Raw genomic sequence first — 26,692 nt, 5'->3', positions numbered from 1 at the left:
CCATGACACTGACCGTCGTCCTCGCCGACGACCAGGCGCTGTTGCGCAGTGCCTTCCGCGTGCTGGTCGACTCCGAGCCGGGGATGCGGGTGGTGGGGGAGGCGGCCGACGGCGCGGAAGCGGTGCGGCTGGCCCGCGCCGAACGCCCCGACGTGGTGCTCATGGACATCCGCATGCCCGGCATGGACGGCCTCGCCGCGACCCGGGAGATCTGCTCGGATCCCCAGTTGGCCGGGGTACGGGTGGTGATGCTGACGACCTTCGAGGTCGACGAGTACGTGGTGCAGTCGCTCCGGGCCGGTGCGTCCGGCTTCCTCGGCAAGGGCGCCGAGCCGGAGGAGCTCCTCGCGGCGATCCGGATCGCGGCGGCGGGGGAGGCGCTGCTGTCGCCGGCGGCGACGAAGGGACTGATCGCGACGTTCCTGGCCTCGGGCGGCGCGGTCCCGGCCGACCCCTCGCCCTCCCTGGACGCCCTGACCGCCCGCGAGCGGGAGGTGCTCGTGCACGTCGCGGGCGGCCTGTCGAACGACGAGATCGGCGAACGGCTGGCGGTCAGCCCGCTGACGGTGAAGACGCATGTGAACCGGGCGATGGCGAAGCTGGGCGCGCGGGATCGCGCGCAGTTGGTGATGCTCGCGTACGAGTCGGGGCTGGTGCGGCCGCGTCCACGGGCGGATTGAGCGCCGGACGGGCCGAATTTCAGCCCGTCCGGCGCTTGAGGACAGCGCGCGCAGCGTGCTGCTGCGGAAACGGTGAAAGGGCGGGGCGGGGAGCAAACCCCTACGGCAGCGCCAGCATCCGCTCCAGCGCCAGCTTCGAGAACGCCGCCACCTCCGGATCCACCTCGATCCGGTTGACGACCTTCCCCTCCGCCAGCGACTCCAACGCCCAGACCAGATGCGGCAGATCGATCCGGTTCATGGTCGAGCAGAAGCACACCGTCCGGTCGAGGAAGACGATCTCCTTCCCCTCCGCCGCGAAACGATTCGCCAGCCGTCGCACCAGGTTGAGCTCGGTCCCGATGGCCCACTTCGACCCGGCCGGGGCGGCCTCCAGGGTCTTGATGATGTACTCCGTGGAGCCCACGTAGTCCGCCGCCGCCACGACCTCGTGCCGGCACTCGGGGTGCACCAGCACATTGACGCCCGGTATGCGCTCGCGCACCTCCCGCACCGACTCCAGCGAGAAGCGGCCGTGCACGGAGCAGTGCCCGCGCCACAGGATCATCTTCGCCGCGCGCAGCTGCTCCGTGGTGAGGCCGCCGCCCGGCTTGTGCGGGTTGTAGAGGACGCAGTCGTCGAGGGACAGGCCCAGGTCGCGCACCGCGGTGTTGCGGCCCAGGTGCTGGTCGGGCAGGAAGAGGACCTTCTCGCCCTGCTCGAAGGCCCAGTCGAGCGCCCGCTCCGCGTTGGAGGAGGTGCAGATGGTGCCGCCGTGCTTGCCGGTGAACGCCTTGATGTCGGCGGAGGAGTTCATGTACGAGACGGGCACGGTGACGTCCGCGACGCCCGCCTCGGTGAGCACGTCCCAGCACTCGGCGACCTGCTCGGCGGTGGCCATGTCGGCCATGGAGCAGCCGGCGGCCAGGTCCGGCAGGACGACCTGCTGGTCGTCGGAGGTGAGGATGTCGGCGGACTCCGCCATGAAGTGCACACCGCAGAAGACGATGTACTGCGCGTCGGGCCGGGCCGCCGCGTCCCGGGCGAGCTTGAAGGAGTCGCCGGTGACGTCCGCGAACTCGATGACCTCGTCGCGCTGGTAGTGGTGCCCGAGGACGAAGACCTTGTCACCGAGCTTGGCCTTGGCGGCACGGGCCCGCTCCACCAGGTCCGGGTCGGACGGTGCCGGCAGGTCGCCGGGGCACTCCACGCCGCGCTCGCTGCGGGGGTCGGACTCGCGGCCGAGCAGCAGGAGGGCGAGGGGCGACGGGGTGGGGGCCTGGAATTCCAAGGGCTGGGCGGTGGTCACGACACGCACCCTTTCTGTTCTGCCGACTTAATCGTCAATTTGACGTTATCTATCATAACCGCTTCGCGTCAGCTTGACGATGCCCATTGCGTCGATGTGACGCATTCGCCGGAGGTCCGTCCTCACGCGATGTGTGCGAGCATGAAAGGCGGAAATCAACGGCCGGACCCGGAATGAATCCCGGGCTCCGTCGGTTCAGCCGAGGGCAAGCAGTCCGCACGAAACCCGGGAGTGAAGCAGATGTCCGTTCAGGACGAGAAGACCACGGTGAGCGACGGCATCCTCCTGTCCGATGCCGCGGCCGCGAAGGTCAAGAGCCTGCTGGAGCAGGAAGGCCGTGACGACCTCGCGCTGCGCGTCGCCGTCCAGCCCGGCGGCTGCTCCGGTCTGCGCTACCAGCTCTTCTTCGACGAGCGCTCGCTCGACGGCGACGTCGTGAAGGACTTCGGCGGCGTCAAGGTCGTCACCGACCGCATGAGCGCCCCGTACCTGGGCGGTGCCTCGATCGACTTCGTCGACACCATCGAGAAGCAGGGCTTCACCATCGACAACCCCAACGCCACCGGCTCCTGCGCCTGCGGCGACTCCTTCAACTGACGCCCCGCGGAAGGCGGGTGCCCCCACCGGGGGCACCCGCCTTCCGTCGTGCGGTCAGCTCCTGGGCACGGTCGCCCCGGTGACCATGTCCACGACCTTCCGTCCGTCGAGCGGCTTCTCCAGCGGGACGTTCCGGTCGAACTCCCGCGCCGCCAGCACACAGGGCCGGCCGGGCTCCTTCTCGGTCCCGGTGACCCTGACCGTCACCGCCGCCGCCGACTGCTCCGCCGACGCCGCGTAGTCGCTGCACATCCCGCCCCAGAAGTGCAGGGTGAGCTGCCTGCCGTCGGCGCGGTACGAGGTCACCCGCATCGGCGACGTCGGCGACGGCTTCGCCCCCGCCGAACTCGCCTGTTTCACCAGGTACTTCGGGTCCACGGCCGGCTGGGCGACCGTCACCGTCGTCCCCCCGCCCACATCGGCGGCGAACAGCCACGACGGCACCAGCGCCGGCCTCCCGGCCACCGACTGCGCGGACAGCGCGAACGTCGCCCCGCGTATCACCACCGGCTCCCGCGGCGGCGGGGCGGCCGGGCAGGGCGGCGCCGCGTCGTCCGCCCCCAGCGGCACCGGTGTCGCACAGCCCCCGAGCAGGGGTTTGGCCGGGCCGCCCGCCCGGTTCAGCTCCTCCAGCGCCCGGGCGGCGCTCACCACCGGGTAGTCGTGCCCCTTCGCCGGCAGCCGCAACTGCCCGCTGCCCCCGGCCACTCGGCCGTCCGCGCCGACCTGGAGCGCGGTCTGCCAGCCGTACGTGGACAGCGAGCCCACGACCGGGTCCGCGGTCACGGAGCGGACGGCGCCGAAGACCCGCCCCGCGTCGAGCTTCGCGTCCTGCTGCCCGAGCGCCTTGAGCACCGGCAGCGCGGCCGCCTTCGCCCGCTCCTCCGACACCGGCCGCGACGCCGCCGGATCCGAGCCGCCGGGGCGGTCGCGGTGGGACGGGCACGGCGGCGCGCCCTCGCCCGGGGTGTCCTTCCCCGGGTGCACGCACGGTTTCGCGCCCGCGATCCCGTAGCGGGAGTACGACCAGTTGCCCGGCCCCTTCAGCGCCACCTGCACCGTCGGCTGTGCCGTGGCGCCCGCCGTCCACAGGCCGTCCGCGAGCCGCGGCTCGCCCTTGACGCCCAACGCCCCGGCCAGCCGCGCCACTTCGTCCCGCGTCACCTCGCCGCCGGTGAGGTACACCGGGCTGCTGCGCGGCCCGTCCGGAAGGGTGCCCGCGGCCCGGTAGCGGGTGCCGTTGGGATCCGGCTCGCCCACCGCGATGCCCGGCGCCGGGCCGCCGCCCGGGCCCGGCGCGTCCAGCGCCAGCGGCGGGGGAGTGCCCCGTGCCGCGGCCGGCGCGGGGGCGCCGTCGTCGTCACCGCCGCCCGCCGCGACGGCCCAGTACGCGCCGCCGCCCCCGGCCAGCAGCACGGCCGCCGCGACCGACGCGACCACCGGAGGCGAGTACTTCCGCCGCCGCTTCCCGGAGGTGCCGTCCTCGGTGCCCACCACATCGCTCCTTCACTGCGCTCGTGCCGGCGTCCTGTCGGCGCCCCCGTGGGAAAGGGGGCGCCGGTGGGACGGAGCGCAGGAGCGGGCGGTTCCACCGGTCCGCCGCGCGGGTGCGGCGGGCGTCAGTCGCCGTAGTCCGACATCCCGTCGAGCAGCCGCGCCGCCCGTTCGGGGACGGACACCCCGCGTGGCCCCGGGGTGCTCCCGGCGACTTCTTCCTCGCTCTTCGCGGGCACCTTCCAGTGCCGCAGCATCCCCGCGCAGTCCCGGCGCAGCGCGGCGAGCCCGTCCGGCTCGGCGGGTGCCTGGGTGACGTGCTTCACATGGGTCCGCATAGGCGCACCGTACTCACCGGGGGCGCGACCGAGAAAGCCCTACTATCAGGTAGATTCGGCCAGTCGTGGCGAGATCCTTGCTGGTGCCCGGGGCTGGAACGGGTAGCTTGGGATGGCCTCTCCGGTACGACCTCCACCCACTTCTCCGCCCCGCAAGGAGCAGATCCGCCGTGCGTATCGCTGTCACTGGTTCCATCGCCACCGATCACCTGATGACGTTCCCCGGCCGCTTCGCCGACCAGCTCGTGGCGGACCAGCTGCACACGGTCTCCCTTTCCTTCCTCGTCGACGACCTCGACGTCCGCCGCGGCGGCGTCGCCCCCAACATCTGCTTCGGCATGGGTGTCCTGGGCCTGCGCCCGGTCCTCGTCGGCGCCGCCGGCGAGGACTTCGCCGACTACCGCGCCTGGCTCGACCGGCACGGCGTCGACACCGAGTCGGTGCACATCTCCGAGGTCCTGCACACCGCCCGTTTCGTGTGCACCACGGACACCGACCACAACCAGATCGCGTCCTTCTACACCGGCGCCATGAGCGAGGCCCGCCTCATCGAGCTCCAGCCGGTCGCCGAGCGCGTCGGCGGTCTGGACCTGGTCCTCATCGGCGCCGACGACCCCGAGGCGATGCTGCGCCACACGGAGGAGTGCCGGACGCGGGGCATCCCGTTCGCCGCCGACCCCTCCCAGCAGCTGGCCCGCATGGAGGGCGACGACATCCGCCAGCTCGTCGAGGGCGCCGCGTACCTGTTCACCAACGAGTACGAGAAGGCCCTCATCGAGTCCAAGACCGGCTGGACCGAGGACGAGATCCTCGCCAAGGTCGGCACCCGTGTCACCACCCTCGGCTCGCGCGGCGTGCGCATCGAGCGGGTGGGCGAGCCGGCCATCGAGGTCGGCGTCGCGGAGGAGCAGGCGAAGGTCGACCCGACGGGCGTCGGCGACGCGTTCCGCGCGGGCTTCCTCGCGGGCCTGACCTGGGAGCTCCCGCTGGAGCGCGCGGCCCAGCTCGGCTGCATGCTGGCCACGCTCGTCATCGAGACCCTGGGCACCCAGGAGTACGAGCTCCGCCGCGGCCACTTCATGGAGCGCTTCACGAAGGCGTACGGCCACGAGGCGGCGGCCGACATCCACCGGCACCTGCTGGTCTGACGGATCCCGGAGCGCCGGACGGGCTGTCCAGCCCGTCCGGCCGGCCCGTCCGGCGGCGGAGGAGCTACGAACGGCGCCGCACCGTATACGCCACCCCGCCCTCCACCGGACGCTCCCCCACATACTCCTGCCCCCGCATCCCGCACCACGCGGGAATGTCGAGACGGGCCGCCTCGTCGTCGGAGAGCACCGTCACCAGGCCCCCCACCGGGACGTCCCCGAACACCTTCGCCAGCTCGATCACCGGGATCGGACACCGCTTCCCCAGCGCGTCGACGACGAGCTCGTCACCCGTCACGACGGGACGCGCCTCCGAAGGCGCCCCGAGATGCCCGCGCACCTCCGCGACCACCCGCGGCAGCACATCGAGGAACCGCGCGACATCCGCCTCCCCCGTCCCCCACGGCAGCGACACCCGTACGTTCCCCTCCGACAACACGCCCATCGCCCGCAGCACATGGCTCGGCTCCAGCGTGCTGGAGGTGCACGACGAACCGGAGGAGACCGAAAACCCCTCCCGGTCCAGCGCGTGCAGCAATGCCTCGCCGTCGACATACAGACAGGAGAACGTGACCAGATGCGGCAGCCGCCGCACCGGGTCGCCGACCACCTCCACGTCCGGGACGAGCTCCGGCACCCGCGCCCGCACCCGGTCCACCAGCTCGCGCAGCCGGGCCGCCTCCGCCGCGGCCTCCGCGCGCACGGCCCGCAGCGAGGCCGCCGCCGCGACGACCGCGGGCAGATCGGGGAAGCCCGGCGCCCGGCCGGACTCCCGCTCGTCCACCGGCCCGCGGGCCGCGAACCGCACGCCCTTGCGCACCGCCAGCAGCCCCACCCCGGGCGGCCCGCCCCACTTGTGCGCACTGGCGGTCAGCAGCGACCAGCCCCCGGGCACCGGGCCCCAGCCGAGCGACTGGGCCGCGTCCACCAGCAGCGGCACCCCGGCCGCCCGGCAGGCCCCGGCCACCTCCGCCACCGGCTGCTCGGTGCCCACCTCGTGGTTGGCCGACTGCAGCGCGGCCAGTGCGGTGTCCGGGCGCAGCGCGGCCGCGTACTCCCCGGCGGCCACCCGGCCGGTGCGGTCCACCGCCACCCGGGTGACGGACCCCCCGTCCGCCTCCAGCGCCTCGCCCGCGTGCAGGACGGCGGAGTGCTCGACGGCGGACACCACCAGATGGCGGCCGGTCCGGCGGCGCCCGGTGAGGGCGCCGGCGATGCCGTCGTGCAGGGCGCGGGTACCCGAAGGGGTGAACACCAGCTCGTCCGGGCGGCAGCCCACCTCCGCGGCGGCGGCCTCGCGCGCCGCGTCCAGCAGCAGCCGGGCCCGGCGGCCCTCCCGGTAGAGGCGGGCGGGATCGGCCCAGCCCTCGTCGAGGGCGGCGAGCAGGGCCTGCCGGGCGACGGGGTGCAGGGGAGCGGCGGAGGCGGCGTCGAAGTAGGGCACGTGACCGAACCTAGCGCGGGCTTCCGGGGCACGCGGCCCGGGCCCTGACGGGCCCCCAGTTCCCGCCGGGGATCCCCCCGTCACGTCCCCGTGGAGTCTTTCGGGGACTCTTGGGGGAGCCGCCCGGCGCGTTGGGCACCCTCCCCGCGCGACCCCAAATAGCGTCCAGTAGGGTTTGGTCCGCATAAACATCCAAACCCTGCCCGCAGCGGGCCGGCGACCGACCGAGACGGCCGCAGCCGGCCGCGCGGGCGAGACTCTCGGGAAGGCGCTACGTGAGTCCCAACGGCTCCGACCGCTCGTCGCGGCGCCCGGTGCGGCGGAAGCTGCTGCAGGCGCTGGCCGCGGGCGCTGTTCTGGCGACCGCCACCGGTTGCACATCGAAGGACTTTCCCCGCCTCGGAATGCCCACTCCCGTCACGGAGGAGGCGCCGCGGATCCTCTCCCTGTGGCAGGGCTCGTGGGCCGCCGCCCTCGCGGTCGGCGTCCTGGTGTGGGGGCTTATTCTCTGGAGCGTCATCTTCCACCGGCGCAGCCGGACGAAGATCGAGGTTCCCACCCAGACCCGCTACAACGTCCCCCTGGAGACGCTGTACACCGTGGTCCCGATCCTCATCGTGTCGGTGCTCTTCTACTTCACGGCCCGCGATGAGAACAAGCTCCTGACCAACCCGGACAAGCCCAAGCACGTCGTGAACGTGGTGGGCTTCCAGTGGAGCTGGGGCTTCAACTACCTGGAGACGGCCCAGGGCCAGAAGCCGGGCAAGGAACTCCGCCAGGTCGGCGAGCTCGAGGCCGTCCCGGACCGGTTCCTGAAGAAGGCCCCGGCGAACGCGGCGGGCGTCTACGACGTCGGCATCCCCGGCACGCGGAACCCGCAGAACGGCATGCCCGGTCCCACGCTGTGGCTGCCCAAGGGCGAGACGGTCGAGTTCGTGCTGACCTCCCGCGACGTCATCCACTCCTTCTGGGTGGTGCCGTTCCTGATGAAGCAGGACGTCATCCCGGGCCACACCAACAGCTTCACGGTGACGCCCAACCGGGAGGGCACCTTCCGGGGCAAGTGCGCCGAGCTCTGCGGGCAGGACCACTCGCGGATGCTCTTCAACGTCAAGGTCGTTTCTCCTGAGCGCTACCAGAAGCACCTCAAGGAGCTGGCCGAGAAGGGCCAGACCGGCTACATCCCGGCCGGCATCGCGCAGACGGATCACGCGAAGAACGCGGAGACCAAGAACAAGTGAGCATCCTCAACGAACCCCAGGGTGCCGCCGCATCTGCCACGGCAGCACCGCCTGTTCGCACCAAGGCGCCAGGCAACCAGGTGGTCAAGTGGCTGACCACCACGGACCACAAGACGATCGGGTCGATGTACCTGATCACGTCGTTCGCGTTCTTCTGCATCGGCGGTCTGATGGCGCTGCTGATGCGCGCCGAGCTGGCCCGTCCCGGCACGCAGATCATGTCGAACGAGCAGTTCAACCAGGCCTTCACCATGCACGGCACGGTGATGCTGCTGATGTTCGCGACGCCGCTGTTCGCCGGTTTCGCGAACTGGATCATGCCGCTGCAGATCGGTGCGCCTGACGTGGCGTTCCCGCGGCTGAACATGTTCGCCTACTGGCTGTACCTGTTCGGCTCGCTGATGGCGGTCGGTGGCTTCCTCACCCCGCAGGGCGCCGCCGACTTCGGCTGGTTCGCCTACTCGCCGCTGACCGACGCCAGCCACTCGCCGGGCCTCGGCGCCGACCTGTGGATCCTGGGTCTGGCCTTCTCCGGCTTCGGCACGATCCTCGGCTCGGTCAACTTCATCACGACCATCATCTGCATGCGCGCCCCCGGCATGACGATGTTCCGGATGCCGATCTTCACCTGGAACGTCCTGCTGACCGGTGTGCTGGTCCTGCTGGCCTTCCCGGTGCTGGCCGCCGCGCTGTTCGCCCTGGAGGCGGACCGTAAGTTCGGGGCCCACATCTTCGACGCGGCCAACGGCGGCGCGCTGCTGTGGCAGCACCTCTTCTGGTTCTTCGGCCACCCCGAGGTGTACATCATCGCCCTGCCGTTCTTCGGCATCATCTCCGAGGTCATCCCGGTCTTCTCCCGCAAGCCGATGTTCGGTTACTGGGGTCTGATCGCGGCGACCATCTCCATCGCCGGTCTCTCGGTGACGGTGTGGGCGCACCACATGTACGTGACCGGCGGCGTACTGCTGCCGTTCTTCTCCTTCATGACCTTCCTGATCGCGGTCCCGACCGGTGTGAAGTTCTTCAACTGGATCGGCACCATGTGGAAGGGCTCGCTGTCCTTCGAGACCCCGATGCTGTGGGCCGTCGGCTTCCTGATCACCTTCACCTTCGGTGGTCTGACCGGCGTCATCCTGGCCTCGCCCCCGATGGACTTCCACGTCTCCGACTCGTACTTCGTCGTCGCGCACTTCCACTACGTCATCTTCGGCACCGTGGTCTTCGCGATGTTCTCCGGCTTCCACTTCTGGTGGCCGAAGTTCACGGGCAAGATGCTGGACGAGCGCCTCGGCAAGATCACCTTCTGGACGCTGTTCATCGGCTTCCACGGCACGTTCCTCGTCCAGCACTGGCTGGGTGCCGAGGGCATGCCGCGCCGTTACGCCGACTACCTGGCGGCCGACGGCTGGACGACGCTGAACACCATCTCGACGATCAGCTCGTTCCTGCTCGGTCTGTCGATACTGCCGTTCATGTACAACGTCTGGAAGACGGCGAAGTACGGCAAGAAGGTCGAGGTCGACGACCCCTGGGGCTACGGCCGTTCGCTGGAGTGGGCCACCTCCTGCCCGCCGCCGCGGCACAACTTCCTCACGCTGCCGCGCATCCGCTCGGAATCCCCGGCGTTCGACCTGCACCACCCCGAGATTGCCGCGCTCGAGCTCGAGCACAATCTCGCTGACAAGGACAAGGCCCTCGCGGGTGGCAAGGAGGCCGGCAAGTGAAGATCCAAGGCCGGATGTTCATCTGGCTCTCCGTCTTCATCCTCGCCATGGCCATCGTCTATGGCGTGTGGTCCAAGGAGCCGGTCGGCACCACCACGCTGTTCCTCTCCTTCGGCCTGTGCATCATGGTCGGCTACTACCTGGCGTTCACCGCGCGCCGGGTGGACGCCGGCGCGCAGGACAACAAGGAGGCGGACGTCGCGGACGACGCCGGTGAGCTGGGCTTCTTCGCCCCGCACAGCTGGCAGCCGCTGTCCCTCGCCGTCGGTGGCGCCTTCGCCTTCCTGTCCGTCGCGGTCGGCTGGTGGCTGATGTTCTTCTCGGCCCCGCTGCTCCTCATCGGCCTCTTCGGCTGGGTGTTCGAGTTCTACCGCGGCGAGAACCAGAACCAGTAGGGTTCCCCGTCCACGACCGGGCCCCGCACACCATCCGGTGTGCGGGGCCCGGTCGTTCGCGTACCCGCACCACCCGTTCGCAGGCGCCCCACGGGCCGTGGCGCGCGAACCTTCCTACGGTGGGAGGCATGAGTCCGACTCCACGACGCCGCAGGGTGCTCGGCGGCGTGCTGCTGCTGGTCCCGCTGGCGCTGGGGGGCTCCGCGTGCAGCTCCGCCAACCCGCTGGCCGAGGCGCCCTACGAGGCCACCGACATCCGGCTGAAGGGCGCCGAGGACGGCCAGAAGGCCGATCCCGCCCTGCCCCTGGAGGTGGAGGCCACCGGCGACGACCGGGTCACCGACGTCGTCGCCACGGACGCGGCCGGGCGGTACGTGGCCGGCGAACTGCTCCCCGACGGCAGCGGCTGGCGCAGCACCGGCTCGCTGGCGGCCGGGGCGCACTACACGGTGCGGGTGAGCACCGAGGACGACAACGGTGCCCAGGGCCGCCGTACGATCGGTTTCGACACCGGCCCGGCCACCCGGCTGCTGACCGTCGCGTTCGGGCCCAAGAGCGGCACCTACGGCGTCGGACAGCCCGTCACCGCCGAGCTGAGCACCCCCGTGCAGACCCCCGCCGCCCGCGCCGTCGTCGAGCGGACCCTGCACGTCGACTCGGTCCCCGCCGTCCAGGGCGCCTGGCACTGGGTGAACAACCGGGTCCTGCACTACCGTCCGCAGGAGTACTGGCCGCCGCACGCCACGATCGACGTCCACGCCTCGCTCGACGGCATCAAGGTCGGCGGCGGCATGTACGGCGGGCCGTCCCGGCCGGTGCGTCTGACCACCGGGGACCGGGTGGAGGCCGTCACCGACGCCGCCGGGCACTACATGAGCGTCCTGAAGAACGGCCAGGAGATCCGCTCCATCCCCGTCACCACCGGCAAGCCCGGCTACGACACCCGCAACGGGGTCAAGGTGGTCCTCGGACAGGAAGCCTTCGTACGGATGCGCGGCGAGACGATCGGCATCGCGGAGGGCACCGCCGACTCCTACGACCTGCCGGTCCACTGGGCCACCCGGGTCACCTGGAGCGGGGAGTATGTGCACGCCGCGCCCTGGTCCGTGGGCTCGCAGGGGATGGAGAACGTCAGCCACGGCTGCACCGGGATGTCCACCGAGAACGCCAAGTGGTTCTTCGACACCGTGCGGGTCGGGGACATCGTCAAGGTGGTGGGCAGCGCGGGCGCCACCATGACGCCGTTCGACAACGGCTTCGGCGACTGGAACATGCCCTGGGAGGAGTGGCGCCAGGGCAGCGCCCTCGCCGCCGGGAAGCGGGAGGGCACCACCGCCGCCGACACGGCCCGGCTGCGGCCGCGGATGGCCTGAGCGGGCTCAGGAGGCGGCGGGCACCCGCTCGCGCACCAGCCCGGCCAGGGAGGCGGCGAAGGCCACCGGGTCCACCGGGTGCGTGACGGCCGCGTCGGCCCGGCTCCAGGTGGCCAGCCAGGCGTCCTGCGGGCGGCCCATCAGCAGCAGTACCGGAGGGCACTGGAAGACCTCGTCCTTGAGCTGCCGGCAGACGCCCATGCCGCCCGCGGGAGCCGTCTCGCCGTCCAGGACGCACACGTCGATCCGCCGTTCGCCGAGGATCCGCAGCAGCGCCGGAAGGGTCGCGCACTCCACGTACTCCACCGGTGGCACGTCCGGCGCCGGGCGCCGCCCGCCCGCCAGCCGCACCTGTTCACGGGTGTTCGCGTCGTCGCTGTAGACCAGCACGGTGGCCGTAGGCTGCATGCGTTTCCTCCAGTTCACCCAAAGGACCGGTTGCGCGGATGCTACTGCCCGGCGGGCCGCCCGGAGGAGGGTCCGGAGGTCCCCGTTCGCTCCGACGGGGCGTCATCACCGGTTCGGGCGACGCCTTCACCGTGCCGGAGGAGCAGGGCATACGCCCTTGACACACCGAACGGCACCCCCCGGAGTGAGCGCGAGATAAGCGACCGACATAATGTCGGTCGTGGCGACAGCAACAGCAGTAGATACCGGGCACGCGCACCCCTCGGTCAACCGACCGAACCTCACCAGCGTCGGAACCATCATCTGGCTGAGTTCCGAGCTGATGTTCTTCGCGGCCCTCTTCGCGATGTACTTCACCCTCCGATCGGTGACCGGTGCCGAGCATTGGAAGGATCAGGCATCGGCGCTGAACATCCCGTTCTCGGCGTCGAACACCACGGTGCTCGTGCTCTCCTCGCTCACCTGCCAGCTCGGCGTCTTCGCCGCCGAGCGCGGTGACGTGAAGAAGCTGCGCACCTGGTTCGCGATCACGTTTGTGATGGGCGCCTTCTTCATCGGTGGCCAGATCTTCGAGTACACCGACCTGGTCAAGGAGGAGGGGCTCTCGCTCTCCTCGGACGCGTACGGCTCCGCCTTCTACCTGACGACCGGTTTCCACGGTCTGCACGTGACGGGTGGCCTGATCGCCTTCCTGCTGGTGATGGGCCGGACATACGCGGCCAAGAGGTTCACTCACCACCAGGCGACGGCGGCCATCGTCGTGTCCTACTACTGGCACTTCGTCGACGTGGTCTGGATCGGGCTCTTCGCCACGATCTACTTGATCAAGTAATCGGTCCTGTCCCGCACCGGACCAACCAGTCCGCATCGACGCAGAAGATCCTGACACCGGGGTAATCCGTGAAAAAGCTCTCCGCACGACGACGCCATCCGCTGGCGGCGGTCGTCGTCCTACTCTTCGCGCTGGCGGTCACCGGGGGGCTGTACGCCGCGTTCGCGCCGGCGGAGTCGGCCAAGGCCGATGACTCCGCGCAGTCCCTCGCCATCGAGGAGGGCAAGAAGCTCTACGCCGTGGGCTGTGCCAGCTGTCACGGCACCGGCGCTCAGGGCACCTCCGACGGGCCGAGCCTGGTCGGCGTGGGCGCGGCGGCGGTCGACTTCCAGGTCGCCACCGGCCGTATGCCGATGCAGCAGCAGGGCGCCCAGGCGCCCCGCAAGAAGCCGGTCTACACGCAGGCCCAGATCGACCAGCTGGCCGCGTACATCTCCTCCCTCGGCGCGGGCCCCGCGGCCCCGACGAAGGACCAGTACAGCCCGGAGGGCGCGGACGTCGCCAAGGGCGGTGAGCTGTTCCGGCTGAACTGCTCGCAGTGCCACAACTTCACCGGCAAGGGCGGTGCGCTCTCGAACGGCAAGTTCGCGCCGAACCTCGAGGGTGTCGATCCGAAGCACGTCTACGAGGCCATGCAGACCGGCCCGCAGAACATGCCGTCCTTCCCCGACACCGTTCTGTCGCAGAAGAACAAGAAGGACATTGTCGCGTACCTCGACGAGGTCAACTCCAGCAAGTCGGAGAGCCCGGGCGGCCTCGGACTGGGCGGTTTCGGCCCGGTCTCCGAGGGTCTGTTCGCGTGGGTCTTCGGCCTGGGCGCGCTGATCGCCGTCGCCATCTGGGTCGCCGCCCGGACCGCAAAGGCCAAGAAGTCATGAGTAGCCAAGACATTCCAGAAGAGACCCTGCCGAGCAAGCAGGGCGAAGCGCACGAGGGCGCCGTAGCGGTCGCGGGCGACCCGTTCGCCGACCCGGGCCTGCCCCCGCACGAGCACCGCATCCAGGACATCGACGAGCGGGCCGCCAAGCGCTCCGAGCGCGCCGTGGCGTTCATGTTCGCGCTGTCGATGCTGGCCACGGTCGGCTTCATCGCCGCCTACCTGGCCATCCCGGTCGACAAGAACATCTACGTGTTCCCGATCGGCCACATCAGCGCCATGAACTTCACCCTGGGCATGACCCTGGGCGTGGCGCTGTTCCTGATCGGCGCGGGCGCGGTCCACTGGGCCCGCACCCTGATGTCCGACGTCGAGCACATCGACGAGCGGCACGCCATCGAGGCGACCCCGGAGGTCCGGGCCAAGGTCATCGCGGACTTCCACGAGGGCGCCGCCGAGTCGGCCTTCGGCCGTCGCAAGCTGATCCGCAACTCGATGTTCGGCGCGCTCTCGCTGCTGCCGCTCTCGGGCGTGTTCCTGCTGGGCGGGCTCAGCAAGGCCCCGGGCACCAAGCTCCGCAAGACGGCTTGGGCCAAGGGCAAGATGCTGATCAACCAGAACACCAACCAGCCGCTGCGTCCCGAGGACATCCAGGTCGGCTCCCTCACCTTCGCCATGCCCGAGGGCATGAAGGAGGAGGACCACGACTTCCAGAACGAGATCGCCAAGGCTGCCCTGATGCTCGTCCGGCTCCGCCCGGAGAACATCAAGGACAAGAAGGAACTCGACTGGTCGGTCGACGGCATCGTCGCCTTCTCCAAGATCTGCACGCACGTGGGTTGCCCGATCAACCTGTACGAGCAGCAGACCCACCACGTGCTGTGCCCCTGCCACCAGTCGACGTTCGACCTCTCGGACGGCGGCCGCGTGGTGTTCGGCCCGGCCGGCCACGCCCTTCCGCAGCTGCGGATCAAGGTCAATGACAAGGGCTACCTTGAGGCGATGGGCGACTTCGCCGAGCCCGTCGGTCCTGCCTTCTGGGAGCGCGGATGAGTACTGCAGAGACGACGACGGCCCGCGCGGACGCGCAGGGTCGCAAGGCACCCGCGGGCGAGCGGGTCGCCGACTGGGCCGACGGTCGGCTGGGGATCTACACCCTGGCCAAGGGCGGCATGCGGAAGATCTTCCCGGACCACTGGTCCTTCATGCTGGGTGAGGTCTGCCTCTACAGCTTCATCATCATCATCCTCACGGGTGTGTATCTGACGCTGTTCTTCCACCCGAGCATGAACGAGGTCGTCTACCACGGCTCGTACGTCCCGATGCAGGGCGTGCGGATGTCGGAGGCGTTCAAGTCGACGCTGGACATCAGCTTCGACGTGCGCGGTGGTCTGCTGATCCGGCAGATCCACCACTGGGCGGCCCTCGTGTTCATCGCGGGCATGATGGTGCACATGATGCGCGTCTTCTTCACGGGCGCGTTCCGCAAGCCGCGCGAGATCAACTGGCTGTTCGGCTTCCTGCTGCTGGTCCTCGGCACCTTCACCGGCTTCACCGGTTACTCGCTGCCGGACGACCTGCTCTCGGGCACCGGTGTCCGCATCGCCGACGGTCTGGTGATGTCCATCCCGCTGATCGGTACGTACATCTCGTTCTACCTGTTCGGCGGGGAGTTCCCGGGCACGGACTTCGTGAGCCGGTTCTACTCGATCCACATCCTGCTGCTGCCGGGCATCATGCTCGGCCTGGTGGTCGGCCACCTGATCCTGGTCTTCTACCACAAGCACACGCAGTTCGCGGGCCCGGGCCGGACCAACAAGAACGTCGTCGGCATGCCGCTGATGCCGGTCTACATGGCCAAGGCGGGAGGCTTCTTCTTCCTGGTCTTCGGTGTCATCGCGGCGATGTCCGCGATCGCGACGATCAACCCCGTCTGGGAGCTCGGCCCGTACCGGCCGGACCAGGTCTCGACCAACGCCCAGCCGGACTGGTACCTGGGCATGTCCGAGGGTCTCTTCCGGGCCATGCCGGGCTGGGAGATCAGCTTCGCGGGCCACACGCTCGTCCTGGGCGTCTTCATCCCGCTGCTGGTCTTCGGCGCGGTGCTGACCTCCATGGCGGTCTACCCCTTCATCGAGTCGTGGGTGACCGGGGACAAGCGCGAGCACCACATCCTGGACCGCCCGCGCAACGCCCCGACGCGCACCGCCTTCGGCGTGGCGTGGCTGACGATGTACGGCATCGCCCTGGTGGCCGGTGGCAACGACCTGTGGGCCACCCACTTCCACCTGTCGGTCAACGCCGTGACCTGGTTCGTCCGGATCGGCATCTTCGTCGGCCCGGTCCTGGCCTTCATCGCCACGCGCCGGATCTGCATGGGTCTCCAGCGCCGCGACAAGGACAAGGTGCTGCACGGCCGCGAGTCCGGCATCATCAAGCGCCTGCCGCACGGTGAGTTCGTCGAGGTCCACGAGCCGCTGACGCAGGAGCAGATGCACACGCTGACCGCGCACGAGCACCCGAAGCCGCTGGCCCTGGAGCCCCAGGTCGACAAGAACGGTGTCGTCCGCAAGGCCAAGGCCACGGAGAAGCTGCGGGTCCGGCTCTCGAAGAGCTACTACGGCGAGGACCGGTACGTCCCCAAGGCCTCGGCCGAGGAGTACCAGGAGATCACGAGCGGCCACGGCCACCACTGATCCCTGACCGCCGCTGACTGATCGCCACAGCGAAGAGCCCCGTCCAGGCCCTGGACGGGGCTCTTCGCCGTTCCCGGACCTGGTTAGGCTGGAGCCGAGAGCCGGACGACCACCAGGAGCGTGGACCCATGAACGTTGCGACCCAGACAGGCGGCGACGGTGCGGTGTCCCTCTCCTGGCCGGGTGTCCTGGAGGCACTGCTCGGCGGGCGGGACCTGAGCGCGGACGACACCGCCTGGGCCATGGACCAGATCATGCGCGGCGCGGCGACCGACGCCCAGATCGCCGCCTTCGCCGTGGCCCTGCGGGCCAAGGGCGAGACGGTCGCCGAGATCTCCGGGCTGGTCCGGGCGATGTACCGGCACGCCAACCTCATCGAGGTGCCCGGCCCCAGCGTGGACATCGTGGGCACCGGCGGCGACGGCGCCAAGACGGTGAACATCTCCACGATGTCCTCGATCGTGGTGGCCGGCACCGGGGTGAAGGTCGTCAAGCACGGCAACCGGGCGGCCTCCTCCGCGAGCGGGGCGTCCGACGTCCTGGAGAAGCTCGGCGTCAACCTTGACCTGTCCCCGGCGCGGGTGGTCGAGGTGGCTCGCGAGGCGGGCATCACCTTCTGCTTCGCGGTCAAGTTCCACCCCGCGCTGCGGCATGTGGCCGCGGCGCGGCGGGAGATGGGGGTGCGGACGACGTTCAACGTCCTCGGCCCGCTGACCAACCCCGCCCGGGTCCGGGCCCAGGCCACCGGCGTCGCCGACGCCCGGATGGCGCCCATCCTGGCCGGAGTGCTCGCCGACCGGGGCTCGTCGGCGCTGGTCTTCCGGGGCGACGACGGGATGGACGAGCTGACGACGACCGCCACGTCACGGGTGTGGATCGTGCGGGACGGTGCCGTGCGCGAGGAGGCGTTCGACCCGCGGGACGTGGGGATCGAGATCGTTCCGGTGGACGCGCTGCGGGGTGCGGACGCGTCGTACAACGCGGACGTCGCACGGCGGCTGCTGGCCGGGGAGCGGGGGCCGGTACGGGACGCGGTGCTGCTCAACTCGGCGGCGGCGCTGGTGGCGTTGGCGCCTTCGGCGGCGCCGCTGCCGTCGCAGATCGGGGCGGCGATGGAGAGGGCGGCGGAGTCGATCGATTCGGGGGCGGCGCGGGGGGTTCTGGAGCGGTGGGTGGGGGCGAGTAACGCGTAGCGTTTGTGCGGGGGTTGTTTGCCCCTGGCCCGCCCTTTCGCCGTTTCCCGCAGGGGGCTGCCGCCCCTGCGCCACCCCGCTCGCGCGCTGGCGCGCGCGGGGGCCGGGCCCGCGCTTCGCGCGGGTGGGCGGGGCTTCGCCCCTGCGCCCCATCCTGGGGGCTTCGCCCCCTGGACCCCCGAAGCGCCGGGTGGGCTGGGTGTTTGCCCCGGTCCCGCCCTTTCACCGTTTCTTCCGGGGAGACCCCGGACCCCGTCCGCCCTTCGGGCGGAGTCCTCAAGCGCCGGACGGGCTGAAGTGTGCGCCCGGGCCGGATTTCCCGCGTGAGGATTTCCGGCGTGAGGTTTCAGGCGGGGGCGCACACTTCAGCCCGTCCGGCGTTTGAGGACGAGCGGCGGAGCCGCGACAAACGGGGGCCAGGGGCGGAGCCCCGGGAGCAGGGGTGCAGGGGGCGCAGCCCCCGCCGGGGCGCGGGGGCGGAGCCCCGCCCCATCGCGCGGCGGCGCGGTGCCGGGCCGAGGGGGCGGAGCCCCCGGGGGAAACGGTGAAAGGGCGGGGCGGGGAAATCCCTTCCGGCGCAACGACCCGCTGTGCCATACTCACCTCCAGGTCACGAGTGACAGCGACACGGCCCCGGCCCGCTGTCCGGCAACCCTCCGTCCGTGGCGGGGTGCCCCGGGTGATGACCGGGTCGCAGGCAATGAGGTCTGCGGCAAGCGCGGATCCCTCCTACCAGGGATCCTGGTCGTCGAGGGAGATCCTTCCGTGATGCAGCGAATGCGCTAGGGCCCAGGGCCCCTTCTCCGAGCACCCCTTCGCCTTTCACCCGAATTCGCTTGCGTCCCACGGGAGTTCGTCATGCCCGCAACCGTCACCGTCGATGCCCCTCTCCCCGTCCTCGGCCACGAGGTCCGCGTCCCCCTCGTCACCGGCGGTGAAGTCCCTTACGCCGCCCTCGACTACGCGGCCAGCGCCCCCGCCCTGCAGCGGGTGTGGGACGACGTCGCCGCCTACGCGCCGTACTACGGCAGCGTGCACCGCGGCGCGGGGCACCTCTCGCAGCTGTCCACCGACCTGTTCGAGAACAGCCGGGCCACCGTCGCGGAGTTCCTCGGCTGCCGCCCGGGCGACGACGTGGTCTTCACCCGCTCGACGACGGATTCGCTCAACCTCCTCGCCGCCGCCCTCCCGCCCGGGACACGGGTGTTCGCGTTCGAGAGCGAGCACCACGCCGCGCTGCTGCCCTGGGGGCGGCGCGCGGACACCGCGGTGACCTGGCTGGACGCGCCCCGTACGCCGGAGCAGGCGGTCGACGCCCTGGAGCGCGCCCTCGCCGCGCGCGAACCCCATGGCCCGGCCCTGGTCTGTGTGACGGGCGCGTCGAACGTGACGGGCGAGCTGTGGCCCGTCAGGGAGTTGGCGGCGGCCGCGCATGCGCACGGGGCGCGGATCGTGCTCGATGCCGCGCAACTGGTGCCGCATCAGGCCGTGGACGTCGCGGAGTTGGACGTGGACTGGGTGGCCTTCTCCGGGCACAAGCTGTACGCGCCGTTCGGCGCCGGGGTGCTGGCCGGGCGCGCGGACTGGCTGCGCAGGGCCGAGCCGTACCTGGCCGGCGGCGGTGCCACCCGCAGTGTGGCGCGCGGTGCGGCGGGCGAGCCGGTGGTCGAGTGGCACGACACCGTGGCCCGGCACGAGGCCGGTTCGCCGAACGTGATCGGCGCCTACGCCATCGCCTCCGCCTGCCGGGCGCTGACCGCCGCCGGGTTCGAGCGGCTGGCCGAGCGGGAGCGGGTGCTGCTGGGACGGCTGCGCGCGGGTCTCGCCGGGGTGCCGGGGATCAGGGTGATCTCGCTGTTCGGCGACGACGCGCCCCGGGTGGGCGTGGTGTCCTTCGTCGTGGACGGCTGGAACAGCTCGCACTTCGCGGCGGCGCTGTCCGCCGAGTACGGGATCGGGGTCCGCGACGGCCTCTTCTGCGCGCATCCGCTGCTGCGGGCGCTGCTGGTGGAGAACGGTGGTGCCGCGGGCGAGTGCGGGGCGCCGGGCGAGGCGCCGGCGGCGAGCGCGATCCGGGTGAGCTTCGGGGTGGGGACGCCGGAGGAGCACATCGACCGCTTCGTACGGGCGGCCGGGGAGCTGGTGCGGGACGGTGCGCGGTGGAGCTACCGCACGGAGGGCGGGCGTTGCGTGCCGGAGGGGCCGGTGGCCCGGGGGGTCTAGCTGTCGAGGCCGATCGCGAAGGCCGCTTCCAGATCGTGCTGGGAGTAGGTGCGGAAGGCGATGTGGGTCTCGGTGGAGGCGACGCCGGGGATCTTGCTGATCCGGCCCGGGATGACGTCCGCCAGGTCGTCGTGGCGGGCCACCCGCACCATCGCGATCAGGTCGTAGGCGCCGGTGACGGAGAAGACCTCGCTGACGCCCTCCAGGGCCGCGATCCGCTCGGCGATCTCGGGGATGCGGTCCACATCCGTCTTGATGAGCACGATCGAGGTGATCACGTCGTTCTGTCTCCTTCGGTGGACCCGGCGTCGGCCTTCACTCTAACCGGACGCCGTCCGCTCACCCATGCGAAGCCGAAGCCGAGGGCGAAGCCCAGGACGTGGGCCAGATAGGCCACCCCGGGCCGGTCGTCCGGGGCGCCGGCGCCCGGCCATTGGAGGGCGAACCAGAACAGCAGCACCGCCCAGGCGGGGAAGCGCAGCGGCAGGAAGAAGAGGAACGGGAAGAGGCTGGTGACCCTCGCCCGCGGGAAGAGATGGAGGAACGCGCCGAGCACCCCGGAGACGGCCCCGGACGCGCCCACGAGCGCCTGGCCGGAGTGCGGGTGCACGGCCGCGTAGCCGAGCAGGGCCAGGTAGCCGGTGGACAGATAGCACAGGGCGAAGGACGGGCGGCCCAGCCGTTCCTCGGCCATCGCCCCGAAGACGTGGAGGAAGAGCATGTTGCCGAGCAGGTGCAGCCAGTTGCCGTGCACGAACAGCGCCGTCAGTGGGGCGAGCAGTACCGCGGACGGGGAGTGCCACAGCTCGTCCGGGACCACGCCCCAGCGCTCGAAGTAGGCGGTCTGCGCGGCGAACAGGCCGCCGCCGGTGCCGTACGCGGGGTCGAGGCCCGAGGCCGGGCCGAGGAGGAAGACCGCGCAGCAGACGGCGATGAGGGTGCGGGTGACCCAGGGCCGGCGGGCGGCCGGGTCCCGTCGCGCTTGCCTTACGATCATGTCCAGATCATGGCGTACCGGGACAAGTCGTATGGAGTGCCCCGCCGGGCGGTCCGGCGCGTACCGGTGCCACCCCGTCGGGGGACCGGCAGGCCGTAGGGTTACGACGAAGGCCACACCTGCGTAGGACGGACGACAACCATGAGCGTTCCCCGGCCGACCGCCGCGACCCGGTGGCGCTGCACCCTGTGCGGAAACCTCACCCGGTTCGATGTGACGCGCACGGTCAAGGCCGTGGAATATGTCCACCTCGATCTGGCCGGAGAACCCACCGTGGAGGAGCGGGACGTGGTCAGTGAGACGATCGAGTCCGTGCGTTGCCGCTGGTGCAACGCGGAGGACCGGATCGCCTTGGTGGACAGGCCGGATACGAGCGGCTGAGGAACGGAGCGACGCAGCGGTGGTGGAGCACACGGACGACGAGGGGACGGCCGGTGAGGACGGCCGGGCCGAGGACGTCAACGAGGTGCTCGACCGCCCGTTGCCCGAGGGGATCCGGCGCCGGGTCATCGGCCTGGTGGCCGAGGCCTTCGGCGGGCTGACCCTCACCGAACTCCCGCCGCAGCTGCGGCAGTACGCCCGTTTCACCCCGGTACGTCGGGCCCGGTTCGCGGGCAATGCGATGGCCGCCGCCGTCGAGAGCGACGCCGCCTTCCGGCAGCGGATCTCCGCCCGGCTGCGCGAGGGCGGTTCGGAGCTGGCCCGGGCCCTGGAGTCGGGAGCGCCGCCGGCCGCCGCCGACCCGGAGGACGTGGCGGCGATGGCCTTCGTGCTGCGCCCGCCGGGCTGGGTCAAGCTGGTGACCGCGGCCGGCGAGGAGGCCCAGCGGGCCAGCGCCGAGCGGGCCGGCGAGGAGATCCAGCGCGAACTGGGCAAGCTGCGCGAGGAGCTGGCGCAGGCGCGCGGCGAGGCGCGCGCGGAGGCCGAGCGCTCCCGCGCGGAGCTGGACGCGGCGCGGAAGGAGGGCGAGTCCCTCCAGCGCAAGCTGCGCAGCGCGCAGAGCGACGTGCGCCGCGGCGAGGCCGCGCTGCGCAAGCTCCAGGGCGAACTGGAGGCGCTGCGCCAGGCGTCCGCGGCCGAACTGGCGGCGGCGCTGGGCGAGACGCGGCGGGCCAAGGCCCGGCTCACGGAGGCCGAGGCGGCGCTGGAGGCGAGCCGCCGGGCGGTGCGCGAGGGGCGCAGCGTGGAGGACATGCGGCTGCGGCTGCTGCTGGACACGGTGCTGGACGCCGCCCAGGGGCTGCGCCGCGAACTGGCCCTGCCGCCCGCCTCGGTGCACCCCGCGGACCTGGTGGACGCCGTGCAGCCGGGGCAGATGACGCCCAAGGACATCGCGGCGCGCGCCCTGTCGGAGACCGACCCGGCGCTGCTCGACCAACTGCTGGCGCTGCCGCAGGCGCACCTGGTGGTGGACGGCTACAACGTCACCAAGACCGGCTATCCGACGATGCCGTTGGACAAGCAGCGGCTGCGGCTGCTGGGCGGGCTGGCGATGCTGGCCGCGCAGACCGGTGCCGAGATGACGTGCGTCTTCGACGGAGCGGAGCTGGCCGCGCCGGTGCTGCTGGCGCCGCCGCGCGGGGTGCGGGTGCTGTTCAGCAAACCGGGCGTCACCGCGGACGAGCTGATCCGCCAGCTGGTGCGGGCGGAACCGCCGGGCCGCCCGGTGGTGGTGGTCTCCACGGACCGCGAGGTGGCCGACGGGGTCGCCAAGGCGGGGGCGCGGCCGGTGGCATCGGCCCTGTTGCTGAAGAGGCTGGCGCGGACCTGATACGTGCCGGAGCGGACCTGATACGTATCGGAGCGTCAGAGGCCCGTTACAGCTTGCGTTTCCCCCGGTAAAGGATGGACGGACGGGGGAGAATTTTCGCAGGGGGATTTGAACCGATCATATGAGGGTCACTAAGGTCGAGCCTCGAACCTTCGCCCAGTGATCATCCATTCGGGGTGACGGTGAAGGTCCCGCCGAGCCCTTCTCGTGGAGGGCGGCCGAGGAAGAATGGAGCTCGACTTCGTGGCGTCCCACCGTCGTCCCAAGCAGCCGGGCCGTACTCGGGTGACCGTCCTCACCGCGACCGCCGCCGCTGCCGTCGCCCTCTCCGCCCAGGCGGCCCACGCCGACCCCGGCGCCAAGCCGACCAAGAGCGAGGCCAAGGAGAAGGTCGACAAGTTCTACGAGGAGGCCGAGCAGGCCACCGAGAAGTTCAACGGGGCCAAGCAGAAGCAGTCGAAGCTGGAGAAGGAGGTCGGCGAGCTCCAGGACCGCGTCGCCCGCGGCCAGGAGGACCTCAACAAGCTGCGCGACGGCCTCGGTTCGGTGGCCACCGCCCAGTACCGCTCCGGCTCCGTGGACCCCTCGCTCCAACTGCTGCTCTCCTCCGACCCGGCGAGCTACCTGGAGAAGGCGTCCACCCTCAACCAGGTCAGCGCCAAGCAGGCGGAGACCCTCAAGCAGATATCCGTCAAGCAGCGCGCCCTCAAGCAGCAGCGCGAGGAGGCCGCCGGCAAGCTCGCCGACCTGGAGTCCACCCGTAAGGCGCTCGCCGAGCAGAAGTCCGCGGTGCAGGGCAAGCTGGCCGAGGCCCGCGACGTCCTCAACCAGCTCACCGAGAAGGAGCGCGCGGAGCTGGAGGCGCAGGAGAAGGCCGAGGCCGCCAAGTCCGCGTCCAAGGCCAAGGAGCAGTCCAAGGACAGCTCTTCGCAGGACGGCAACTCCAAGAGCGGGGACGACAGTTCCTCGCCCTCCACCGGCAAGCACGTCCCGGCCTCCGGCCGCGCCGGCGCCGCGCTCAACGCGGCCGCGTCCAAGATCGGTTCGCCGTATGTGTGGGGCGCGACCGGCCCGAGCTCCTTCGACTGCTCCGGCCTGACCTCCTGGGCGTACGCACAGGCGGGCGTGACCCTGGACCGCACCTCGCAGGACCAGGCCAACGACGGCACCCGCATCTACGACCAGAGCCAGCTCCAGCCCGGCGACCTGGTGATCTTCTACGGCGACCAGCACCACGTGGGCCTCTACGCCGGCAACGGCCAGGTCCTGCACGCCCCGCGCACCGGCACCGTGGTCCGCTACGAGGCCATGAGCAACATGCCGTTCCAGTTCGGCGTGCGCATCGGCTGACGACCACACCGTCCGCTCCCATCCGCCCGTTCGGGCGAATCGGAGCGTCCCCGGGTCGACTTGACGCCCCGCCCATGACCTGCGTCTTGGGCGGGGCGTCCGGCGTACCTGGACCCGGCGCCCGCGCGAGGTCTTTGAACCGGGGGTGAACGCGCCGCTACTGTCTGCCGCGCGGTGCCCTCCCCTTTACTCGTTACTCGCCTGGACGGCAGGGGCCCGCGCAGTGAAGGGAGTACGGCAGCACGTGGCGTCCCATCGCCGGCCCGCGCACCCCGGTCGCAACCGGACCGTCCGGGTCACCGTCCTGTCCGCCGCCGTGGCCACCGCGGCGGCCGCCCTCTCGGCAGCGCCCGCCGGCGCCCGTCCCGGGCCCGTCGGTGACGCCACCGGGACGGTCAAGGAGCAGATCGACCGGCTCTACGAGCAGGCCGAGCGGGCCACCGAGAGGTTCAACGCCGCCGACGAACGGGCCGGTGCCCTGCGGCGCAAGGTGGAACAGGCCGCCGACCGGGTGGCGCGCGGCCAGGAGAGGGTCAATGTGATGCGCACCGCCCTCGGTATGGTCGCCTCCGCCCAGTACCGGGCCGGCGCGGTGGACCCGGCCCTGCGGCTGCTCCTCTCCTCCGACCCCGAGCGCTACCTCGACCGGGCCTCCGTCCTCGACCGCGTCACGGGCCGTCAGGCCGGGCAGCTGCACGCCCTGCTGGCCGCCCAGCGGGCCCTGAACCAGGAGCGGCTGGAGGCCGGCCGCACCCTCGCCGAGCTGGAGGCGAGCCGCCGGGCCGTCGAGCGGCACAAGCGCGAGGTCGAGGGCAAGCTCGCCGCGGCGCGCCGGCTGCTCAACTCCCTGCCGGACGACGCGCGCGAGGAGTACGCCCGCGCCTCGCGCTCCGGCGGCGGGGCGGAGCGGTCCGGCTCCCTGCCGCCGCTCTCCCGGCTCACCGGCTCGCTCCCGGGCGCCGCCGCCCGTGCCGTGGAGGCCACCGGGGCCTCGTCCTCGCGCGGCGCGGCCGCCGCGCTGGCCGCCCGCTCGGCGGTCGGCACGCCCTACGCCTGGGGGGCGACCGGCCCGTCCTCCTTCGACTGCTCCGGTCTGATGCAGTGGGCCTACGGGCGGGCCGGGGTGGGCCTGCCGCGCACCTCGCAGCAGCAGCGCAACGCGGGCCGGCATGTGTCGCTCTCCGAGGCCCGGCCCGGGGACCTGGTCATCTACCGGGACGACGCCAGCCACGTCGGCATGTACGTGGGCAACGGGCAGGTCGTGCACGCCCCGTACCCCGGGGCGCGGGTGCGCTACGACCCCGCCAACATGATGCCGATCTCCTCCATCACCCGGCCCTGACCGGCCCTGATCACCGGGGGCCGGCCGGCCGGCTCGTACGATGCGGGCCATGGACGGCCGCATGCGGGGGAACGGGCGCCGGGCGGTGTGCTGCCTGGCCGCCCTGCTGATCGTGTCCCAGGCGCTGGCCGGCTGCCGGACCGTCGCCCCCGACGGCGGCCGGGTCGAGACAGTCGCCGTGCAACGGCTGCTGGACCGCTGGGCCACGGCGCTCCGCGGGCACGACGAGCGGGCCTACCTCGGCGCCGTGGACCCGGAGGCGACCGCCTACCGCGACCGGCGGCGGCAGGTCTACGAGAACCTCGCCGACGTCCCGTTCGCCTCCTGGGACTACCGGGTGGCGCGCCTCGACGGCTTCGCCCCCGCCGCCGGGTCCGGCCACCGGGTGGCCGTCGAGGCCGAACTCCGCTACCGCCTCGCCGGGTACGACGCGGCCGCGGTCGCCGTGCCCGTGCGGCTGACCGCGGTGCGGCGTGCCGGGGAGTGGTACGTGGCCGGCGACGACACCGCGTCGGGCGACCGGCAGCTGTGGGAGCAGGGCCGGGTCACGGTGGTGCGGGGCGCCCACGGCCTCGTCCTGGGGGCGGGCCAGCAGACGGAGCTGCTGCGGTCCGTGGCCGCGCTCACGGACGCGGCGGTGCCGGTGGTGGACTCGGCCTGGAAGGACGGCTCCTTCGGCCGGGTCGTGGTGGAACTGCCCGCCTCGCTGGAGCGGATGGGCGCCCTGCTCGGGGCGCCGGCCTCCGACTACCGGGGCATCGCGGCCGTCACCACCGGGGACGGCTCCGGGACGCCCGCACGGATCGTCGTCAACCCCGAGGCGTACGGGGCGCTCGGGGACTTCGGCCGGCGGACCGTGCTCACGCACGAGGCCACGCACGTCGCGACGCGGGACAGCACGTCGTCGGCCACGCCGATGTGGCTCTCGGAGGGGTTCGCGGACTGGGTCGCGTACCGGGGCGTCGGGCGTACGCCGCGTCAGATCGCCCCGGAGCTCGCCCGGTCCGTCGCCTCCTCGGGGGCGCCCCGGGCGCTGCCCACGGACGCGGACTTCGGCTTCACGGGGGAGCCGGGGCGGCTGGCCCAGGCGTACGAGGGGGGCTGGCTGGCGTGCCGGATGGTGGCGGAGCAGTGGGGGGAGGGGAAGCTGGTCGCCTTCTACCGGGCGGTGGGGAAGACGGGCGTGGAGCAGGGGGTGAAGGATGTGCTCGGGGTGGGCGTGGGGGACTTCACGGAGCGGTGGCGGGCGTACGTGGGGGAGGTGCTGCGGGGGTAGCCGCT

The 26,692-nt window shown here is 71.6% G+C and carries 25 protein-coding genes and 1 riboswitch; of the genes, 18 read left to right on the top strand and 7 right to left on the bottom strand.

Features of this window, described 5'->3' with window-relative positions; translation table 11 throughout:
* The first annotated feature begins 2 nt into the window (after positions 1–2).
* The gene (locus AB8735_RS11365; RefSeq protein WP_372406977.1) at positions 3–680 is read left to right on the top strand and encodes a response regulator; all 678 of its coding nucleotides are present in this window, start codon (positions 3–5) and stop codon (positions 678–680) included.
* Positions 681–780: 100 nt separating this feature from the next.
* On the opposite strand, the gene nadA is transcribed toward AB8735_RS11365, so the two are convergent.
* Positions 781–1,968, bottom strand: a complete 1,188-nt coding sequence (nadA, locus tag AB8735_RS11360; protein ID WP_344026229.1) for a quinolinate synthase NadA — start codon at positions 1,966–1,968, stop codon at positions 781–783.
* Between the two features lie 240 nt (positions 1,969–2,208).
* Between nadA and AB8735_RS11355 the strand changes: the two genes are divergently transcribed.
* Positions 2,209–2,565 carry an iron-sulfur cluster assembly accessory protein gene (locus AB8735_RS11355; RefSeq protein ID WP_199890748.1) on the top strand — a complete coding sequence of 119 codons (357 nt, stop codon included), beginning with the start codon at positions 2,209–2,211 and terminating at the stop codon, positions 2,563–2,565.
* 54 nt (positions 2,566–2,619) lie between these two features.
* On the opposite strand, the gene AB8735_RS11350 is transcribed toward AB8735_RS11355, so the two are convergent.
* Positions 2,620–4,059: a hypothetical protein gene (locus AB8735_RS11350; RefSeq protein ID WP_372406975.1), complete on the bottom strand. Its 1,440-nt coding sequence runs from the start codon at positions 4,057–4,059 to the stop codon at positions 2,620–2,622.
* A gap of 125 nt (positions 4,060–4,184) precedes the next feature.
* Positions 4,185–4,397 carry a hypothetical protein gene (locus tag AB8735_RS11345; RefSeq protein ID WP_344026225.1) on the bottom strand — a complete coding sequence of 71 codons (213 nt, stop codon included), beginning with the start codon at positions 4,395–4,397 and terminating at the stop codon, positions 4,185–4,187.
* A gap of 170 nt (positions 4,398–4,567) precedes the next feature.
* On the opposite strand from AB8735_RS11345, the gene AB8735_RS11340 reads away from it, so the two are divergent.
* A complete protein-coding gene (locus AB8735_RS11340; RefSeq protein ID WP_344026223.1) occupies positions 4,568–5,545 on the top strand; it encodes a carbohydrate kinase family protein in 978 nt (325 codons plus the stop codon).
* 64 nt (positions 5,546–5,609) lie between these two features.
* Here the strand turns inward: AB8735_RS11340 and AB8735_RS11335 are convergent, their stop codons facing one another.
* Positions 5,610–6,989 (bottom strand): aminotransferase class V-fold PLP-dependent enzyme, encoded by a 1,380-nt coding sequence (locus AB8735_RS11335; protein ID WP_344026221.1) that lies wholly within the window; start codon positions 6,987–6,989, stop codon positions 5,610–5,612.
* 275 nt (positions 6,990–7,264) lie between these two features.
* Between AB8735_RS11335 and coxB the strand changes: the two genes are divergently transcribed.
* From coxB to AB8735_RS11315, 4 genes are all read left to right on the top strand, one after another.
* Positions 7,265–8,230, top strand: coding sequence for a cytochrome c oxidase subunit II (coxB, locus tag AB8735_RS11330; RefSeq protein ID WP_344026219.1), 966 nt, complete (start codon positions 7,265–7,267; stop codon positions 8,228–8,230).
* On the top strand, positions 8,227–9,954 hold the full coding sequence (ctaD, locus tag AB8735_RS11325) for a cytochrome c oxidase subunit I (RefSeq protein ID WP_344026217.1): 1,728 nt from the start codon (positions 8,227–8,229) through the stop codon (positions 9,952–9,954). The genes coxB and ctaD overlap by 4 nt, the downstream gene beginning before the upstream one ends.
* Positions 9,951–10,349: a cytochrome c oxidase subunit 4 gene (locus AB8735_RS11320; RefSeq protein ID WP_344026215.1), complete on the top strand. Its 399-nt coding sequence runs from the start codon at positions 9,951–9,953 to the stop codon at positions 10,347–10,349. Before ctaD ends, AB8735_RS11320 begins: the two co-directional genes overlap by 4 nt.
* A 128-nt stretch (positions 10,350–10,477) precedes the next feature.
* Positions 10,478–11,722 (top strand): Ig-like domain-containing protein, encoded by a 1,245-nt coding sequence (locus AB8735_RS11315; protein ID WP_344026213.1) that lies wholly within the window; start codon positions 10,478–10,480, stop codon positions 11,720–11,722.
* Positions 11,723–11,728: 6 nt separating this feature from the next.
* On the opposite strand, the gene AB8735_RS11310 is transcribed toward AB8735_RS11315, so the two are convergent.
* Entirely contained in the window at positions 11,729–12,130 is a 402-nt protein-coding gene (locus tag AB8735_RS11310; RefSeq protein WP_344026211.1) for a hypothetical protein, read from the bottom strand.
* A gap of 211 nt (positions 12,131–12,341) precedes the next feature.
* Here AB8735_RS11310 and AB8735_RS11305 point away from each other — a divergent pair, with 211 nt between their 5' ends.
* The 6 genes from AB8735_RS11305 to AB8735_RS11280 all read left to right on the top strand — a co-directional run bounded on the left by AB8735_RS11305 (position 12,342) and on the right by AB8735_RS11280 (position 19,951).
* Complete coding sequence (locus AB8735_RS11305) at positions 12,342–12,962, top strand: heme-copper oxidase subunit III (protein WP_344026209.1); 621 nt, start codon at positions 12,342–12,344, stop codon at positions 12,960–12,962.
* A gap of 68 nt (positions 12,963–13,030) precedes the next feature.
* Positions 13,031–13,840 (top strand): c-type cytochrome, encoded by an 810-nt coding sequence (locus AB8735_RS11300; protein WP_344026207.1) that lies wholly within the window; start codon positions 13,031–13,033, stop codon positions 13,838–13,840.
* The gene (locus AB8735_RS11295) at positions 13,837–14,892 is read left to right on the top strand and encodes a Rieske 2Fe-2S domain-containing protein (protein WP_344026205.1); all 1,056 of its coding nucleotides are present in this window, start codon (positions 13,837–13,839) and stop codon (positions 14,890–14,892) included. The genes AB8735_RS11300 and AB8735_RS11295 overlap by 4 nt, the downstream gene beginning before the upstream one ends.
* A complete protein-coding gene (locus tag AB8735_RS11290; RefSeq protein WP_344026203.1) occupies positions 14,889–16,535 on the top strand; it encodes a ubiquinol-cytochrome c reductase cytochrome b subunit in 1,647 nt (548 codons plus the stop codon). The genes AB8735_RS11295 and AB8735_RS11290 overlap by 4 nt, the downstream gene beginning before the upstream one ends.
* Before the next feature lie 128 nt (positions 16,536–16,663).
* Positions 16,664–17,728: an anthranilate phosphoribosyltransferase gene (gene trpD, locus AB8735_RS11285; protein WP_344026201.1), complete on the top strand. Its 1,065-nt coding sequence runs from the start codon at positions 16,664–16,666 to the stop codon at positions 17,726–17,728.
* Between the two features lie 608 nt (positions 17,729–18,336).
* Positions 18,337–18,453: riboswitch (SAM riboswitch) on the top strand.
* 133 nt (positions 18,454–18,586) lie between these two features.
* Positions 18,587–19,951: an aminotransferase class V-fold PLP-dependent enzyme gene (locus AB8735_RS11280; protein ID WP_372406972.1), complete on the top strand. Its 1,365-nt coding sequence runs from the start codon at positions 18,587–18,589 to the stop codon at positions 19,949–19,951.
* On the opposite strand, the gene AB8735_RS11275 is transcribed toward AB8735_RS11280, so the two are convergent.
* Both AB8735_RS11275 and AB8735_RS11270 read right to left on the bottom strand, forming a co-directional pair.
* Entirely contained in the window at positions 19,948–20,229 is a 282-nt protein-coding gene (locus tag AB8735_RS11275; protein WP_049715502.1) for an Lrp/AsnC family transcriptional regulator, read from the bottom strand. The two genes, AB8735_RS11280 and AB8735_RS11275, sit on opposite strands and share 4 nt — an antisense overlap.
* On the bottom strand, positions 20,226–20,948 hold the full coding sequence (locus tag AB8735_RS11270) for a rhomboid family intramembrane serine protease (protein ID WP_372406971.1): 723 nt from the start codon (positions 20,946–20,948) through the stop codon (positions 20,226–20,228). Before AB8735_RS11270 ends, AB8735_RS11275 begins: the two co-directional genes overlap by 4 nt.
* A 141-nt stretch (positions 20,949–21,089) precedes the next feature.
* Here AB8735_RS11270 and AB8735_RS11265 point away from each other — a divergent pair, with 141 nt between their 5' ends.
* The 5 genes from AB8735_RS11265 to AB8735_RS11245 all read left to right on the top strand — a co-directional run bounded on the left by AB8735_RS11265 (position 21,090) and on the right by AB8735_RS11245 (position 26,687).
* A complete protein-coding gene (locus AB8735_RS11265) occupies positions 21,090–21,329 on the top strand; it encodes a hypothetical protein (protein WP_344024503.1) in 240 nt (79 codons plus the stop codon).
* Between the two features lie 19 nt (positions 21,330–21,348).
* Positions 21,349–22,719, top strand: coding sequence for an NYN domain-containing protein (locus AB8735_RS11260; protein WP_372406969.1), 1,371 nt, complete (start codon positions 21,349–21,351; stop codon positions 22,717–22,719).
* A 243-nt stretch (positions 22,720–22,962) separates the two neighbouring features.
* Positions 22,963–24,069: an NlpC/P60 family protein gene (locus tag AB8735_RS11255; RefSeq protein ID WP_372411823.1), complete on the top strand. Its 1,107-nt coding sequence runs from the start codon at positions 22,963–22,965 to the stop codon at positions 24,067–24,069.
* A 244-nt stretch (positions 24,070–24,313) separates the two neighbouring features.
* Positions 24,314–25,411 (top strand): NlpC/P60 family protein, encoded by a 1,098-nt coding sequence (locus AB8735_RS11250; RefSeq protein ID WP_344024501.1) that lies wholly within the window; start codon positions 24,314–24,316, stop codon positions 25,409–25,411.
* Positions 25,412–25,460: 49 nt separating this feature from the next.
* Positions 25,461–26,687 (top strand): hypothetical protein, encoded by a 1,227-nt coding sequence (locus AB8735_RS11245; protein ID WP_372406967.1) that lies wholly within the window; start codon positions 25,461–25,463, stop codon positions 26,685–26,687.
* Positions 26,688–26,692 lie beyond the last annotated feature (5 nt).

The organism is Streptomyces luteireticuli (assembly GCF_041519305.1).
GTDB classification, from domain to species: Bacteria; Actinomycetota; Actinomycetes; order Streptomycetales; family Streptomycetaceae; genus Streptomyces; species Streptomyces luteireticuli.
Note: the sequence above shows the minus strand (reverse complement) of the source record. Positions and strands in the feature narration are given on the sequence as shown.

Excerpts from the sequence above, each read along its gene's own strand:
- AB8735_RS11295 (WP_344026205.1), top strand. The coding sequence starts at position 13,837 with ATGAGTAGCCAAGACATTCCAGAAGAGACCCTGCCGAGCAAGCAGGGC.
- AB8735_RS11365 (WP_372406977.1), top strand. The coding sequence starts at position 3 with ATGACACTGACCGTCGTCCTCGCCGACGACCAGGCGCTGTTGCGCAGT.
- AB8735_RS11290 (WP_344026203.1), top strand. The coding sequence starts at position 14,889 with ATGAGTACTGCAGAGACGACGACGGCCCGCGCGGACGCGCAGGGTCGC.
- AB8735_RS11270 (WP_372406971.1), bottom strand. The coding sequence starts at position 20,948 with ATGATCGTAAGGCAAGCGCGACGGGACCCGGCCGCCCGCCGGCCCTGG.
- AB8735_RS11355 (WP_199890748.1), top strand. The coding sequence starts at position 2,209 with ATGTCCGTTCAGGACGAGAAGACCACGGTGAGCGACGGCATCCTCCTG.
- AB8735_RS11265 (WP_344024503.1), top strand. The coding sequence starts at position 21,090 with ATGAGCGTTCCCCGGCCGACCGCCGCGACCCGGTGGCGCTGCACCCTG.
- AB8735_RS11315 (WP_344026213.1), top strand. The coding sequence starts at position 10,478 with ATGAGTCCGACTCCACGACGCCGCAGGGTGCTCGGCGGCGTGCTGCTG.
- AB8735_RS11245 (WP_372406967.1), top strand. The coding sequence starts at position 25,461 with ATGGACGGCCGCATGCGGGGGAACGGGCGCCGGGCGGTGTGCTGCCTG.
- AB8735_RS11280 (WP_372406972.1), top strand. The coding sequence starts at position 18,587 with ATGCCCGCAACCGTCACCGTCGATGCCCCTCTCCCCGTCCTCGGCCAC.
- trpD (WP_344026201.1), top strand. The coding sequence starts at position 16,664 with ATGAACGTTGCGACCCAGACAGGCGGCGACGGTGCGGTGTCCCTCTCC.
- AB8735_RS11345 (WP_344026225.1), bottom strand. The coding sequence starts at position 4,397 with ATGCGGACCCATGTGAAGCACGTCACCCAGGCACCCGCCGAGCCGGAC.
- AB8735_RS11305 (WP_344026209.1), top strand. The coding sequence starts at position 12,342 with ATGTCGGTCGTGGCGACAGCAACAGCAGTAGATACCGGGCACGCGCAC.
- AB8735_RS11310 (WP_344026211.1), bottom strand. The coding sequence starts at position 12,130 with ATGCAGCCTACGGCCACCGTGCTGGTCTACAGCGACGACGCGAACACC.